Raw genomic sequence first — 16243 nt, forward strand, 5'->3', positions numbered from 1 at the left:
TCCCTCAGATTCGCTCGACTTGCATGTATTAGGCACGCCGCCAGCGTTCGTCCTGAGCCAGGATCAAACTCTCCAATAAAGTGTTTGACTTGCTCATTGTGTACTTAATAGTACGATTTTTGTTAATCGAAATTAACGTTGGCACGCTTGGTTTTGTTTAGTTTTCAAAGAACATTATTTCTTTAAAGTAACTATATTAGTATAGCAAACTTTTAATTGAATTGTCAACTGTTTTTTTATTTTATTAATTCGTTGTTCAACAGCAACGTATTCAAATATAACATCTTTATTTTTAATAAGCAAGCATTTTTTTTAATAATTTAATTCATTAATTAACTCCATGCTTTCTTAATAACCTTTTATTTATCATTTATACTTATTCTCTAAAGGATCAGTAAAAAAGCGAGAGTTCCCTTAGATAAAACTAAGGAATCCCTCGCTTATTTTAATTTAAAAAACAAGTCGTTTTACTTATGTCTCATTTGTGGGAATAATAATACATCTCGAATAGAAGGTGCGTTTGTTAACAGCATAACTAATCGATCGATACCAATACCTAATCCACCAGTTGGAGGCATACCATATTCCAATGCTTCTATAAAATCCTCATCCATCATATGAGCTTCATCATTACCTTGCTCACGCTCTTTCAATTGAGCCTCAAAACGTTCCTTTTGGTCTATTGGGTCATTTAATTCAGTAAATGCATTCGCGTGCTCTCTCGCTACAATAAACAATTCAAAACGGTCAGTAAAACGTGGATCATCCGCGTTTTTCTTCGCTAAAGGAGAGATTTCTACTGGATGACCATAGATGAATGTTGGTTGAATAAGTTTTTCTTCAACTTTTTGTTCAAAGAATTCATTTACGATATGACCGTAAAGCATGTGTTCACCAATTTCAACATTATGCTCTTTAGCTAAAGCTCTAGCTTCTTCAACAGACATCTCTTTCCAGAAATCTGCTCCTGTGTATTCTTTAATTGCATCAACCATATGGAGTCTTGTCCACTTAGGCTCAAGATTAACTTCATATTCACCGTATTGGATTGTAGTTGTTCCTAATACTTCTTTCGCGATATGCGCAATCAAATTCTCTGTTAATTCCATGATATCTTGATAATCTGCATATGCTTCATAAAGTTCAATCATCGTGAATTCAGGGTTGTGGCGTGTTGAAACACCCTCATTTCTAAAAACACGACCTATTTCATAAACTTTTTCCAACCCACCTACAATAAGGCGTTTCAAATGAAGCTCAATAGCAATACGCATATACAAAGGCATATCTAGTGCATTATGGTGAGTGATGAATGGTCGCGCAGATGCACCACCAGGGATTGAATGCATAGTTGGTGTTTCAACCTCAAGGTAGCCATGATCATCAAGGTATCGACGCATTGCTTGAATTATTTTACTTCTAAATATAAAAGTCTTTTTACTATCAGGATTCATAATCAGATCAACATATCTTTGACGATAGCGTTGTTCGATATCTTTTAATCCATGGAACTTGTCTGGTAATGGACGTAAAGCCTTTGTTAACAGCTCAAACTTCTCTACTTTTATTGATAGTTCTCCTACCTTTGTTTTAAAGACATTACCAGTAACACCTATAATATCTCCTAAATCGGCAGAATTAAAAATTTCGTATGCCTCATCTCCGATAGCATCCTTACGAACATAAATTTGAATTTGTCCCGATAAATCTTGAATATGGGCAAACCCAGCTTTTCCTTTACCACGTTTCGTCATAATACGACCTGCTATTGTAACCGGGATTTCCTTTTCATCAAGCTCTTCTTTTGTTTGTCCGTCATATAAATCAATAATATCCTGTGTTTGATGTGTTCTCTCAAAGCGTTGACCGAATGGGTCTAAGCCTTTTTCTTGTAGATTTTGTAACTTCTCACGTCTTACCCTTAACTGGTCATTTAATTCTTCTTGATTCATTTCTTCTTGGCTCATGTTTGCAACTCCTAATCTTTATTTAGAACATTATGTAAGACATTCACGCCCAAATCTAACATAGTCCTAATTTTTTATACAAAATATAGTAGTTTAAATATTGTTTATACTTAGACCATCCGAAACAACGTCTAAAAAATATTCCTTAACCCTTAGTTTAACACAATCTATGCTTTTTCTTCATAGATTTCGTCATTAAAAAAAAGCAGAAAACTGCCAGGGAATACTGGCAGTAAAACAATCATTAACCTACTAGACTTGCGCTTTTTTCTTTTGCTTCAATTTCGAGAACAAATTCATCTAAAAGAGTAACAAATTCTTCTCTCGTATTCATTAAATTAACATCATTCCGAACTTTAGCATTACCTCTAATGCCTTTTAGATACCAGGCGGCATGTTTTCTCATTTCACGGACAGCAATATTTTCATTTTTTAATGCAATTAGGCGATCAAGATGAAGTTTACATACTTCCATTTTTTCTCTTACACCTGGTTCACCCATCAATTCGCCAGTTTCTAAATATTTAACTGTTCGGTAAATCATCCATGGATTACCTAATGCAGCACGACCTATCATTACACCGTCTACACCTGTTTCATCAAGCATCCGCTTTGCATCTTGAGGTGTATTTACATCACCATTACCAATGACCGGGATGCTGACAGATTGCTTTACTTCTTTAATGATATCCCAATTTGCAGTTCCTTCATACATTTGAACACGGGTTCTTCCGTGTAAAGCAATTGCTTTTCCGCCTGCTCGTTCAACCGCTTGGGCATTTTCTACAGCATAAATATGATCTTCATCCCAGCCCATACGCATTTTTACTGTTACCGGCTTTTCTACAACGTCAACAACTGCTGAAACCATATCATAAATCTTATTCGGGTCTAATAGCCATTTAGCACCTGCATCACATTTTGTAATTTTAGGTACTGGGCATCCCATATTAATGTCAATAATATCTGCGGTTGTGTTTTCATCTACAAATCTCGCTGCTTCTACAAGTGTTTCTTTTTTCCCACCAAAAATTTGTAAGCTTAAAGGTTTTTCACGCTCATCAATATAAAGCATCCCCATTGTCCTTGCGTTATTATACAAAATTGCCTTATCACTTACCATTTCTGCACATACTAAGCCAGCACCAAACTCTTTGACTGTTAAACGGAATGCTGAATTACAGACGCCTGCCATCGGAGCCAGTACAACTCTATTTTTTAATTCAATATCCCCAATTTTAAACATTCCAAACCCCCTTTCCTTTTTTATTCATTTGGATTTAATTCATCAACAGAAATATCAAGAGCATTAGCCACTTCCTCGATAAACTGTTTACTTGGTTCACGGTTGCCTCTTTCTATTTCACCTAATACTGAAACAGAAACACCAAGGTCTTTCGCAAAACTTTCTTGGGTAAAGCCTTTTAACTTTCTAAAAGCGCGAATACGTCTACCCCATTTTTCTGCTTCCATATTCGTACCCCTTCTTTATCTTGTAATTGATCTATGATAGATGATAATGATTCACCTTTATCTGCGATGTGAATATTCTTGTTTAATTCATATAATGGAATTAATACAAAAGAACGTTCATGCATTCGTGGATGTGGAACCATTAATTGTTCCGATACAATATTTTCATGATTATAAAGCAAAATGTCAAGGTCTAATGTACGAGGTCCCCATCGCACAATCCGCTTCCGATTGAAATGATTCTCCGTATTTTGCAAGACATTTAGCAATTCAAAAGCTGATAAATCGGTCTTTATACGTATGACCATATTTAAAAATTTATCTTGATCGGTATAACCAATTGGTTCTGTCTCATAAATGGAGGAAATATCTATCACTTCAATTTTAGGATGTTGATGGATTTTTTTTACGGATTGCAGCAAGTATTCCTCTCGATCTCCGATATTAGAACCAATTGCAATATATGACTCAACTTTCATACTCTGCCCCTTGTAATTTCAACTGCAACATCCTTATAATGACCTCTTATTGGGGGATCAGGCTTAATTAGTTTTACAGTGCAGGTTTGAACAGCTTTAAATGTTGAGAGTATTTCTTTAGCAATGTTCTCAGCAACCGCCTCGATTAGCTTAAATGGCTGACCTTCTACAATTTCCTTACAACGATTATATAACATCGCATAGTTCACCGTATGCGTTAAATCATCAGTCTCTCCTGCCTTAGATAAATCTAATTCAACCGTTAAATCAACTCTAAATCTCTGACCTAATTTTGTCTCTTCTGCTAAAACACCATGGTATCCATAAAACTCCATACCATTTACATAAATCTTATCGATTTTGGTATCCTCCTTTTCCAAGCATAGCATCCATCATTTTAGCCATTCTTGAAATCTCTAACACATCATGGATTCTCACAATTTGACAACCTCTTTCAATTCCTAAACAAACCGTTGCTCCTGTTCCTTCCATACGGTCATTTGCAGGTAAATCCAATACATGTCCAATAAATCGTTTCCTAGATGTTCCTAATAATACTGGGTAACCGAGCGCAACAAATGCATCTAAATGGTTCATTACCTGCAAATTATCATCCATTGTTTTTGCAAAGCCTACACCTGGATCTAAGATGATATTTTCATCTTTTACACCTGCATCTTTTACGATTTTAACAGATTCCATTAAATCTTCTATCATGTCAGGAATTAAATCTTTATAGTTTAGGTTGTTACGATTATGCATTAAAATAATCGGCACATTATATGTCGCAGCAACACTTGCCATATTTGGATCTGCTTTTGCACCCCAAATATCGTTAATAATCGTTGCTCCAGCTTCAATTGATTGCTTTGCAACTTCCGCTTTATACGTATCAATTGAAATTGGAACATCAACTTCTTCCGAAAGCCGTTTAATGACTGGGATGACACGTTTGAGCTCTTCCTCAACTGAAACAGCTTCAAAACCAGGTCTTGTCGACTCTCCACCAATATCAATAATATCAGCCCCGTTTTTCACCATTTCTTTTGCGTGAGCTATTGCACGATCTAGCTCTACATAACTTCCACCGTCTGAAAAAGAGTCAGGTGTAATATTCAAAATTCCCATAATTAAAGTTTTTTTACCGTAATCGAGTATATGTTTTCCACAAACAATTTTTTCGTTGCTCGTTACTCTATTCATAGTTAACACTACCTTTACATCTCATCTATACTTAATAGTTTTGACCGAAACCTTGCATATAACTCATTTAACTTTCCGTATACTTCCCCATCCTTACCAGCTAACTCATAGCTATCGAATTTTTTAACAGCCAAAATCTCTTGTGATGAGTTTGTAATCAAAACTTCCGATGCATCTTTTATTTCTTCCTTTGGATAAAAACCTTCCTCACAAGGTATATTCAGGATAGCTAAGCATTTGATGACAAATAGCCTAGTAATTCCGTTTAATATTCCCGTATCTAAAGATGGAGTATAAACTTTACTACCCTTTATCCAGAAAATATTCGATACAATTCCTTCCGCAATATATCCTTCCTTTGTTAAAAAAATCCCTTCTACATCAGGATGATTTATAAGTTCTCTTTTACCTAATATATTATTTAAATAATGGTGGGATTTTAGGCGAAAGTCTCCCTCTGGTGTATTTCTTCGCAACTTTAAAAACGCCGCATTCTTCTCTTCTACATCTAAGGATGGCGCCTTTCTAATAAACAATAGAATTGTAGGTTGTCTATAATCCTGGACAAGCTTTCCGACCTCACCTACACCCGCTGAGATATTTAAACGAGCTGTCACATCTTCCTCTTCAAAACCATTTAGTTTTACTAACTGTTTAATAATAGACTTTATTTCATCAAAATCAATTTGATAGTATATCCCTAATTCTCCAAGAGCCTCTTGAAGTCTTCGCATATGATCATGAAGGAGAAACGGGAATCCTTTATAAATCCTAAATGTTTCAAATGCACCTATACCATAAAGAAAGCCATGATCGAATGGAGAAATCGTGGCTTCCGTATCCTTTATAAATTGTGAATTGCAATAAATATACACGTTATAAACTCTTTTCTACTAATTTATAATGCTGAATAAAATTGCTTAATAAATCCTTACCAAATGATGTCATAATTGACTCAGGATGAAATTGTACACCTTCAATCGGAAGTGTTTTGTGTCGGATTGCCATTATTTCATTCTCATCGGTCCATGCGGTAACTTCTAGACAATCTGGAAGGGTTTCATTTTTTACAATTAACGAATGATAACGTGTCGCTGTAAACGGATTTTCTAGATTTTTAAAAATCGTCTCACCGTTATGATTAATCTTTGACGTTTTTCCATGCATTAAACGTTCAGCACGAACAACATCGCCCCCAAACACTTGGGCAATTGATTGATGTCCTAAACAAACTCCAAATATAGGGATTTTACCAGCAAAATACTTAATTGCTTCCATGCTAATTCCTGCTTCATTCGGACTACAAGGACCAGGAGAAATCATGAGAAATTGGGGATTTAATTCCTCAATTTCACTAATAGTAATCTCATCATTTCGCTTTACAACCAATTCCTCTCCTAGTTCACCTAAATACTGGACTAAATTAAATGTAAAAGAATCATAGTTATCAATCATTAATATCACTATTCTCACCTCAGGTCTCTTATTTTCTCTTCTTTACTCAACTCAATTGCTTTCATTAATGCTTGAGCCTTTTTTAATGACTCTTTATATTCAAATTCCGGATTGGAATCAATGACAATTCCCGCTCCAGATTGAACATACCCATATCCATCTTTAGCTAGTAATGTACGAATGACTATATTAAGCTCCATATTTCCATCAAAGCCAATCCACCCTATAGAACCAGTATAAATTCCTCGTCTAGTCGGCTCTAACTCCTCAATTATTTCCATTGTACGCACTTTAGGTGCTCCTGTTATTGTACCACCTGGGAAGGTAGCTTTGATAACGTCGGCAAAATTTATACCGGTTTTCAATGTCCCTTCAACATTCGATACAATATGCATAACATGTGAGTATTTTTCAATTACCATAAATTCATTTACATGAACCGTTCCATATTCACATACTCGTCCTAAATCATTTCTTTCGAGATCAACAAGCATGACATGTTCTGCCCGTTCCTTTTCATTTTCAATTAACTCATTTGCTAGCTTCAAATCTTCTTGCTCACTCATCCCTCTAGACCTTGTCCCAGCTATTGGACGAGTGCTAACTTTGTTTCCTTGTTTTTTCACTAGAAGCTCTGGTGAACCACTTACTATTTGTAAATCCGGAAAGTGGAGGTAAGCCATATAAGGAGATGGATTGACCTTTCGAAGTGTTTCATAAATTTCGAATGGATGGCATTCTAAAGGTAAATGCTGCCTGATTGAGAGATTCACTTGAAAAACATCACCTTTTGAAATGTAATCCTTTATAGATTCCACCGCATTTAGAAAATCCCTTTTGGAAAAAGTTATCGGGTCTCCCGTCTTTTCTTCTTGCTTTTTCAGATCGTGAGCCTGTACAGTCCCCTTCGTTATCCATTTTTCTTTCCACGCAAGTAGCTTTGCTTCAGCAGATAACCTTTCCTGCTCACGATAATAATGAGTAATTAACCAGAGCTTGGACGTCTCTTGATCAAATATAGCAACATCATCAAAAAGCATAAAGTATAAATCTGGCGTATTTAAGTCATCAGCCGCTATCTCGGGCAATTTTTCAAAATATCTAACATAATCATAACTAATAAATCCAATTGCTCCCCCCTGAAAGTCTGGCAAATTTGGATCTGTTTCAGTTTGATATTCTTTTAACCAGTTCTGAAATAACTCAAGAGGTTCCCCATCAAGCACAAGTTTTTTTTGTTCTTTAGTAATAAATAATTTCTTATTTTTCCCCATTATAGTAGCAACCGGATGTAACCCTGCAATACTATATTTACCACCACGCCCACTTTCAAGGAAAGCATGATGTTCTTCATTTCCACTCAAATATTTATATTGCTTGAAAAAATCGCCATTAAATTCAAAACTTATGCCTAATGATGCTCTCTGTTGCATTCAAATCTCTCCTTTAAAACTCTTATTTATTATTTTACATAATTGGAGAAGAGAAGCTATAAATTATTTATAAATAATACCGAATTATTAGTCTATAACAAAAGAAATCTTTTAATTAAAGGAAAATCAGGTAATGAAAAAGAGGGTGACATAAAATCGCCACCCCCTTTTATCATTATTTAATCGTTATTTATCAATCATATTGGTATAAAGGAGTACTTAAGTAACGTTCACCATTATCAGGGATAATCGCTAAAACTTTCTTTCCTTTACCAAGCTCTTTCGCAACTTTTAATGCGGCAGCAATCGCAGCACCAGATGAAATTCCTCCAAGAATTCCTTCTTCTCTACCTGCTTTTCTCGCTGCTTCGAATGCTTCTTCATTTTTAATCGTAATTACTTCATCATAAATATTTGTATTTAAAACGTCAGGTACAAACCCTGCACCGATTCCTTGAATCTTATGAGGACCTGGCTTTCCTCCTGAAAGTACTGGAGAATCCGTTGGCTCAACTGCATAAATTTTAATGGATGGATAGTTTTCTTTTAAAACTGAACCTGCTCCAGTAATTGTTCCACCAGTACCGATACCAGAAACAAATGCATCAAGTTGGTCACCCATTTGTGCAACAATTTCCTTTCCAGTTGTTTGGCGGTGAATTTCTGGATTTGCTTCATTTTTAAATTGTTGAGGTACAAAATAACCGTGTTCTTTTGCTAATTCTTCCGCTTTACGGATAGCTCCGTTCATTCCTTCAGAACCTGGTGTTAATACTAATTCTGCACCATAAGCACGCAGCAAGTTTCTACGCTCTAAACTCATCGTATCAGGCATTACTAAAATCGCTTTCAAGCCTTTAGCAGCTGCTACCATCGCTAAACCAATCCCTGTGTTACCACTTGTTGGCTCAATAATCGTATCGCCAGCCTTTAGCACTCCACTTTTTTCAGCAGCTTCGATCATCGCTAAACCAATACGATCTTTAACACTGCTTCCTGGATTGAAATATTCAAGCTTCAAATATACATCTGCACTATTATCATCTACTATTCTGTTTAACTTAACGATCGGTGTTTCGCCGATTAATTCATGTATAGAGTTTGCTATACGTGCCATTAACGTTTCCTCCTCTATCCCGAGTAAATTTATTGGATTTATAAGTAATATATCAATTCCTAGAAAAATTGTCAAAACATTTTAACTCATTTGTCCTATTTTTCTAGATTATTCCCATAAAACCATTTTACATTTAACTCGTCCCACAATGGTTCAACAGATACAGAGCCTTGCATCTGTTCTAGGGCTATTTGTCTACGTACTTGTCCCCTTACTTCGTCATAAGAGTACGATTTTCCTTCTAGCTTTTCATGAAGCAAAAGAATAGCATATCCATTTTCTACTTTTATAGGTTCACTCCATTCCCCTGGCTTTAAAGTTTTTGCAACATTTATATAATCATCAGGAACATACTCGTTGTTTTTAGAAATAAACCCTATGTCGCCACCAGAGGGAGCCGAAAACTCATCAATAGAGTTCTCAATGGCTAACGCTTCAAAGCTAGATCCCCCACTAAGCTCATCAACCATTTTATTGGCCTCAGCTTTTGTATTAACGATAATTTGTGACAAATGATAGGATTCATCTATTGCATATAGCTCTTTATTATTTTCATAAAAGTTTTTTATTTCTTCTTCTGTTACTGTTACATCCTTTGTCAGTAACTCTTCTAATAAAATGCTGTAGCGAATTTGCTCACGCCAATCCTCTTCTTTCCCATTCTGTTCCTCATCAAATGAATTGTACATTGATTTGTAAACAGCTAGTTCTCGTTCAACATCCTCATCTGAGACCGAAATATGATATTTTTCAGCTAATTGTTCGACCACTTTTATGTTGATTAATTCCTTTAGAGTTTCTTCGCCATATTTCTCTTCAAGTTCAGCCATCCATTGCTCTCTTGTAATATGAGTGTCGCCAATTGTTGCAATAGATTCATTCTCAGAGCTAGCTTTTATTCTTTGATTATTTGTTAAAAAGTAACCAACCGTTAAGCAGTTTATTACAACCAAAGCAAAAATAATGCTCCATAACGTTTTACCGCTCATTTCCCCATCTCCTAATACTCCCTAAAAACGTTTCTATTTTGCCTCTATTTTTAGTTGCTCTAAGTCTTCTCTTGAAAATAAATATACTTCATTACAAAAATGACATTGAGCTTCCGCTTGACCATCTTCATCAATCATCGCCTGGATCTCATCTGCCCCTAAACTTATAACAGCATTTTCAATTCGTTCCTTCGAACATTGACATTTAAATGCCACTGGCTGTTTTTCTAAAATCCTCACGTTATTTTCACCAAGTACTTCTTCAAGTATTTGTTCCGGTGTGAGACCGCGCTGAATTAGCTTTGAAATCGGATCAATCTTACTTAATCTTTCTTCAATTAACGAAATCGTTTCATCACTAGTTCCTGGTAATAACTGAATAATAAAGCCACCAGAAGCTAAAATCGAATTATCAGGATTAACTAATACTCCTACACCTACTGATGAAGGAACCTGCTCTGAAGTAACAAGATAATAAGTAAAATCTTCTCCAAGCTCCCCTGAAACGATTGGAACTTGTCCTGAAAAATGATCCTTTAAGCCAAGATCCTTAACAATTGTTAAAGTCCCTTCTGTACCAACTGCTCTCGCGACATCAAGCTTTCCTTTAGCATTTAGCTCAAAATGAGTTTGTGGATTTGTTACATACCCTCTCACTTCACCTTTTGAGTTACTATCTACAAGTATGGCACCAATTGGTCCGCCACCTTCAACTTTAATCGTTAACTTCGCATCGCCCTTTAACATCGATCCCATCATGACACCGAACGTCATGGAACGTCCTAATGCAGCTGAAGCTGTTGGCCACGTTTGGTGTCTTCTTTGCGCCTCAGATACTGTTTCTGTCGTTCTCGTTGCATAAGCGCGGACTTGATTATCAAATGCCAACGCCTTAACTAAATAATCCATTATTATGCTCCCTTCACTTTACACATGTATGTAGCTTTATCGATTTTACTTTGTTGTATTTCTTTCATAAATCAACTGGAGACCTCGTAGTGTTAAAAACGGATCTACAACATCAATACAATCTGATTCTTTCGCAATCAGTGAAGCTAACCCGCCAGTTGCAATAACTTTTGGTACTTCCACTGCTTGTTCTTTAATTCGTTTAACAATCCCTTCAACCTGACCTACATATCCATATAAAATCCCAGACTGCATCGCACTTACTGTGTTTTTGCCAATAATATTGTCCGGTCTTGTAATTTCAATTCTTGGTAGCTTTGCAGCTCTAGAATAAAGCGCTTCTGTAGAAATGTTTATTCCTGGAGCAATTGCGCCACCCATATATTGCTTATGCTCATTTATATAGCAATAAGTTGTCGCTGTTCCAAAATCAACAATAATGATCGGACTTCCATAGTCCTGGATGCCTGCGACTGCATTTACAATTCTGTCAGCCCCTACCTCACGAGGATTTTCATATTTAATATTTAATCCCGTCTTTATTCCAGGCCCAACAACTAACGGCTTGACATTAAAATACTTTAAACACATTCTTTCTAACGCAAACATAATTGGAGGTACAACCGAGGAAATGATTATTCCTTCTATTTGATTAAACAAAATCCCTTCATGCTCGAAAAGACTTTTTAATACCATTGCAAATTCATCTTCTGTTTTATTACGGCTTGTCTCAATTCGCCAATAGTGCTTAAGCACATCCTGGTCATATACCCCTAATACGGTATTAGTATTTCCAACATCTAATACAAGAATCATCCATATCACCACTTTATAATAATTCAATACTAGTATTCATATTCCGTTACATTTTATCACAGATTTCGGTCGTAAAGAAAAATTGAAGCATTTCTTGATTAAGCTTCTTATTATCCTAAGTCAAATAACGATACAGTTTTCGTAAACTTTGTTGCTTTGTACTTAGGTGTTTTTTTGATTGATTTTGCGACAGAAATTGCTTTCTGCAGGCTTGGTGGTGAACCTCCTTTAATATAAACACTTTCCCAAGATTAACCTATTCACTCATCCCCACAGGAGTCTCGCAATGCACTGCAATCCAATCAACCATTATATACATAACGCAAAAACAACAAGCTATAAGAAAAGAGCCCAATAAAAAATCGATGGCATCATAAGTTGCCACCGATTTTCGAATATATATTAGGATTTGTCAGAAGTATCCTCATCTTCTTTTTTCGTTTGGATATTCACTTTCACGTCTTCTGATTTTTCTTCCTTCTTCTCGTCATTTGTAGCTACAGGACGATCAGGTAGCTTACCATGCTCAACAAGACTTTGAATTTGTGCTGCATCAAGTGTTTCAACTTCCAGTAACGTTTGTGCAACTAATTCAAGCTTATCGCGGTTTTCAGTTAAAATTTGACGAGCACGCTCATAGCTTTCTTTAATGAAGCGTTGGATTTCCATATCAATTTCATGTGCAATCGCATCACTATAGTTTTGTTCATTATGGATATCACGTCCGAGGAATACTTGACCTCCTTGTGATTGACCAAATTGTAACGGCCCAAGCTTTTCACTCATTCCGTACTCTGTAACCATTTTTCTTGCAATACCTGTTGCTCTTTGGAAATCATTGTGAGCACCAGTACTTACTTCACCAAAAATAATTTCCTCTGCAACACGTCCGCCAAGTAAACCTGTTATCTTATCTAACAGTTCTGGCTTTGTCATAAAGTAACGATCCTCTTTCGGAAGCATTACCGCATAACCGCCAGCTTGACCACGAGGTACAATTGTTACTTTATGAACCATATCAGCTTCATCTAATACGACTCCAATGATAGTATGTCCGGCTTCGTGATAAGCAACAATATTGCGTTCTTTCTTAGAAATAACACGACTCTTTTTAGCAGGACCCGCAATTACACGGTCTGTTGCTTCATCAAGATCAGTATTATCAATTTTCTTTTTATCCTGTCTAGCTGCGACCAAGGCTGCTTCGTTCAGTAAGTTTTCTAGGTCTGCCCCAGAAAACCCTGGTGTACGGGCAGCAATCGCCTTTAAGTCAACAGATTCATCTAAAGGCTTGTTTCGAGCATGTACCTTCAGAACAGCTTCACGACCTGTTACATCTGGGCGATCAACTGTAATTTGTCTATCAAATCGACCTGGACGTAATAAAGCTGGGTCTAAAATGTCAGGTCTGTTAGTAGCGGCGATAATAATAATACCTTCATTTGCACCAAAGCCATCCATTTCAACTAATAGCTGGTTTAATGTTTGCTCACGTTCATCATGACCCCCACCTAAACCTGCGCCACGCTGACGTCCAACAGCATCAATTTCATCGATGAAGATAATACATGGTGCATTCTTTTTCGCATTTTCAAATAAATCACGAACACGCGATGCACCGACACCGACGAACATTTCAACAAAGTCTGAACCACTAATAGAGAAGAATGGTACTCCAGCTTCACCAGCAACAGCTCTTGCTAGCAATGTCTTACCAGTACCAGGAGGTCCAACTAATAAAACACCTTTAGGAATTCTTGCTCCTAGTTCCGCAAATTTACGTGGGTCCTTTAAGAACTCAACAACCTCAACAAGTTCTTGTTTCTCTTCATCAGCACCTGCTACGTCTTTAAATTTAACCTTTTTCTTTTCTTCACTATAAAGCTTAGCTTTACTTTTACCAAAATTCATTACACGACTTCCGCCGCCCTGAGCTTGGTTTAATAAGAAGAAGAATAAGATGAAAATAATAACAAATGGAATAATCGATGTGAAAAACGTTACCCATCCACTTGTTTCCTCAGCGGGAATAATATTTACCTTATTCGCTTCAGCTGCTTCATCAACTCGGTTTAGCCCTTGTTCAGTAGGTATATATGTTAAGAAGGATTCACCATCTTTTGCATCCTTCATCTCACCTCTAACTTCAAATACTCCACGAACCGGCTGTACAGTCATTTCTTTAACATTTCCGTTGTTTAAATCAGAAATGAATTCATTGTAGGTTATTTGCTCAGTCTTTGGATTAGCACCTGTAAAAAAGCTAACAACCCCTATAATTACTAAAAATATAAGTAAATAAAATATGGTATTACGGAAGATCCGATTCATTCCTTACCTCCTCCCACAGTAAACACGACTAAATTAAATAGTATCATAGTAAATCATGGTAACACAACAAATTAAGCTATAGATAAACCGATAATTATTCGTATATTTCAGGCTTTAGCACTCCAATATATGGAAGGTTTCGGTATTTTTCCATATAGTCAAGGCCATATCCTACGACAAATGCGTCAGGCACTTCAAAGCCAACAAAATCAGCTTCTATATCTGCCTTTCTTCCTGTAGGTTTATCTAGCAAAGTAACGATTTTTATTGATTTAGCTTTTCGATAACGGAAAAGCTTCACTAAGTAGCTTAAAGTTAAACCACTATCAATAATATCCTCAATAATTAAAATATTTCTTCCTTCTACAGAAGTATCAAGATCCTTTATAATCTTAACCTCTCCAGAAGAAACGGTTGATGTACCATAACTTGATACATCCATGAAATCCATTTCTAAGTATGTATCAATGTTTTTTAAAAGGTCTCCCATAAATGGCATTGCACCTTTTAATACACCAATAGCGAGTGGAAATTCATCTTTATACTGTTCAGTAAGCGCCTTTCCTAACTCTTTTACCTTTTGTTGGATTTGCTCCTCCGTAACTAAAATTTCCTTGATATCTTGTCTCATTAAATGTGTGCCCCCTAGAAGATCATAGCTCCTTATACTGTAATTCAACAAATACACCATTGCCTGTACTTTCTGCTTCATACATAGATTTCTTTAATCCAGGTATCCAGAGAATTCTTCCATTCCCATCAAGGACAATTGGCCATGAAGATCGATTATGTATTGGAATCTTTTCATCAATAAATATATCTTTTACCTTTTTTCGACCAATCATGCCTTTCAATTGAATTTTATCACCTGGTTTTCTTGTACGAACAATGAGAGGCTTATCGAACGAATCCATATTTAATAAAAAAGTTTCGTTTCTATCCCTCTTAATTGAAGTATTCCTAACTAGTTCACTTTTGATTACATACCCATTTGGCAGTATTAACGAAGAAGGGAAATCAAGTTCATAATAATATGCTTTTACTTCCTCTTGTTCAAATGTAAACAAACAATTTTGATAAGATTTAATCACTTTAAGACCGTTTGGGTAATCAAGTGAGCCTGAAGGATGATTTTGTGACAATAATGTCAATAAATTTTCAATATGTATTGAAGAAAGAGAAGCCGGAATTGTTCCATATAGATAGTTTAATATTAGTTGAATCGCTCTTCTTTGTAAAGGCATAGGTAATTCTAAAAAGCCATTGATTTCAATTTCAACCTTTGACTTTTCTTTTCTTTTCAATACTGTATTCAAATATTTCTTCGTTAATTCCTGTAAATACGTTTCATCTTCCAATAAGGTTTCACTAAAATGCTGAAATCTTTCATGTACAAGCGGATTTTCCTTTTTTAGAAAAGGCAGTACATATTTCCTAAAGCGATTTCTTGTATAATTTGTTTTTTCATTACTTGGGTCAAACCTTGGCAATAACTGTTGTTCCCTGCAGTAGTTTAGGATTTCCTCCTTAGTATAAGGAAGCAACGGTCTAATAATAAATCCATGATGGAATTTCCGTTTCATCTGAATTCCTGCTAAAGATGTCCCGGTAGCTCCTCTTACTAATCTCATAAGGATTGTTTCAATCTGATCATCACCATGATGACCAAGAGCTAAATAATGCGCCTGATATTTATCTAGTACCTCTTTAAAAAATTGATACCGACATTCCCTACCAGCGACCTGTGAGCTTAATTGATGCCTCCTAGCATATTCAGTCACGTCGATTTGCTTCGCTTCACAAATAATATCAAGGTCCCTACAATAGGAAAGAACAAAATTCATTTCAGCTTCTGATTGCTCTCCTCTAAACATATGGTCTACATGGACAACGATTAATTTCAATTGCCACGTTTCTCTCATATTATTTAATAGGTGTAATAAAGCTAATGAATCAGGTCCACCAGAAACTCCTATAACAATTGCTGAACCTTTTTCGAATAATTGATGCTTTTGAATAAGGGCACTAAAATTTTTCACCATTCTCCCTCTTCTATAGAAAATTCAAGTTT

The 16243-nt window shown here is 36.0% G+C and carries 16 protein-coding genes and 1 rRNA gene; all 17 read right to left on the minus strand.

The window, feature by feature from the left end; genetic code table 11:
- Window positions 1-79: ribosomal RNA gene (locus ACTJJ9_RS23330) — 16S ribosomal RNA — on the minus strand; the annotation flags it as partial.
- A gap of 388 nt (window positions 80-467) precedes the next feature.
- The gene (gene lysS / locus ACTJJ9_RS23335) at window positions 468-1967 is read right to left on the minus strand and encodes a lysine--tRNA ligase (RefSeq protein ID WP_145584328.1); all 1500 of its coding nucleotides are present in this window, start codon (window positions 1965-1967) and stop codon (window positions 468-470) included.
- A gap of 244 nt (window positions 1968-2211) precedes the next feature.
- Window positions 2212-3213 (minus strand): tRNA dihydrouridine synthase DusB, encoded by a 1002-nt coding sequence (gene dusB, locus ACTJJ9_RS23340; protein ID WP_095302796.1) that lies wholly within the window; start codon window positions 3211-3213, stop codon window positions 2212-2214.
- A 20-nt stretch (window positions 3214-3233) separates the two neighbouring features.
- A complete protein-coding gene (locus ACTJJ9_RS23345; protein WP_095302795.1) occupies window positions 3234-3440 on the minus strand; it encodes a helix-turn-helix domain-containing protein in 207 nt (68 codons plus the stop codon).
- Window positions 3392-3919 (minus strand): 2-amino-4-hydroxy-6-hydroxymethyldihydropteridine diphosphokinase, encoded by a 528-nt coding sequence (folK, locus tag ACTJJ9_RS23350; RefSeq protein WP_145584329.1) that lies wholly within the window; start codon window positions 3917-3919, stop codon window positions 3392-3394. The genes ACTJJ9_RS23345 and folK overlap by 49 nt, the downstream gene beginning before the upstream one ends.
- Window positions 3916-4278 (minus strand): dihydroneopterin aldolase, encoded by a 363-nt coding sequence (folB, locus tag ACTJJ9_RS23355; RefSeq protein WP_145584350.1) that lies wholly within the window; start codon window positions 4276-4278, stop codon window positions 3916-3918. Before folB ends, folK begins: the two co-directional genes overlap by 4 nt.
- Window positions 4271-5122: a dihydropteroate synthase gene (gene folP / locus ACTJJ9_RS23360; protein WP_145584332.1), complete on the minus strand. Its 852-nt coding sequence runs from the start codon at window positions 5120-5122 to the stop codon at window positions 4271-4273. The genes folB and folP overlap by 8 nt, the downstream gene beginning before the upstream one ends.
- A 14-nt stretch (window positions 5123-5136) precedes the next feature.
- Window positions 5137-5997 (minus strand): aminodeoxychorismate lyase, encoded by an 861-nt coding sequence (gene pabC / locus ACTJJ9_RS23365; protein WP_145584334.1) that lies wholly within the window; start codon window positions 5995-5997, stop codon window positions 5137-5139.
- Between the two features lies 1 nt (window position 5998).
- On the minus strand, window positions 5999-6586 hold the full coding sequence (pabA, locus tag ACTJJ9_RS23370; protein ID WP_145584352.1) for an aminodeoxychorismate/anthranilate synthase component II: 588 nt from the start codon (window positions 6584-6586) through the stop codon (window positions 5999-6001).
- 5 nt (window positions 6587-6591) lie between these two features.
- Complete coding sequence (locus ACTJJ9_RS23375) at window positions 6592-8010, minus strand: anthranilate synthase component I family protein (protein ID WP_145584336.1); 1419 nt, start codon at window positions 8008-8010, stop codon at window positions 6592-6594.
- A gap of 193 nt (window positions 8011-8203) precedes the next feature.
- Complete coding sequence (gene cysK / locus ACTJJ9_RS23380) at window positions 8204-9127, minus strand: cysteine synthase A (protein WP_095302789.1); 924 nt, start codon at window positions 9125-9127, stop codon at window positions 8204-8206.
- 95 nt (window positions 9128-9222) lie between these two features.
- Complete coding sequence (locus ACTJJ9_RS23385; RefSeq protein ID WP_145584338.1) at window positions 9223-10116, minus strand: peptidyl-prolyl cis-trans isomerase; 894 nt, start codon at window positions 10114-10116, stop codon at window positions 9223-9225.
- Between the two features lie 33 nt (window positions 10117-10149).
- Window positions 10150-11028 carry an Hsp33 family molecular chaperone HslO gene (hslO, locus tag ACTJJ9_RS23390; protein WP_095302787.1) on the minus strand — a complete coding sequence of 293 codons (879 nt, stop codon included), beginning with the start codon at window positions 11026-11028 and terminating at the stop codon, window positions 10150-10152.
- A 42-nt stretch (window positions 11029-11070) separates the two neighbouring features.
- Window positions 11071-11841, minus strand: a complete 771-nt coding sequence (locus tag ACTJJ9_RS23395) for a type III pantothenate kinase (RefSeq protein WP_145584340.1) — start codon at window positions 11839-11841, stop codon at window positions 11071-11073.
- Window positions 11842-12243: 402 nt separating this feature from the next.
- Window positions 12244-14172: an ATP-dependent zinc metalloprotease FtsH gene (ftsH, locus tag ACTJJ9_RS23400; protein ID WP_095302785.1), complete on the minus strand. Its 1929-nt coding sequence runs from the start codon at window positions 14170-14172 to the stop codon at window positions 12244-12246.
- A gap of 94 nt (window positions 14173-14266) precedes the next feature.
- A complete protein-coding gene (gene hpt / locus ACTJJ9_RS23405; protein WP_095302784.1) occupies window positions 14267-14803 on the minus strand; it encodes a hypoxanthine phosphoribosyltransferase in 537 nt (178 codons plus the stop codon).
- Between the two features lie 22 nt (window positions 14804-14825).
- Complete coding sequence (tilS, locus tag ACTJJ9_RS23410) at window positions 14826-16214, minus strand: tRNA lysidine(34) synthetase TilS (RefSeq protein ID WP_145584342.1); 1389 nt, start codon at window positions 16212-16214, stop codon at window positions 14826-14828.
- Window positions 16215-16243: the final 29 nt, after the last annotated feature.

Source organism: Metabacillus sp. 22489 (genome assembly GCF_052044855.1).
Taxonomy (GTDB): Bacteria; Bacillota; Bacilli; order Bacillales; family Bacillaceae; genus Metabacillus; species Metabacillus niabensis.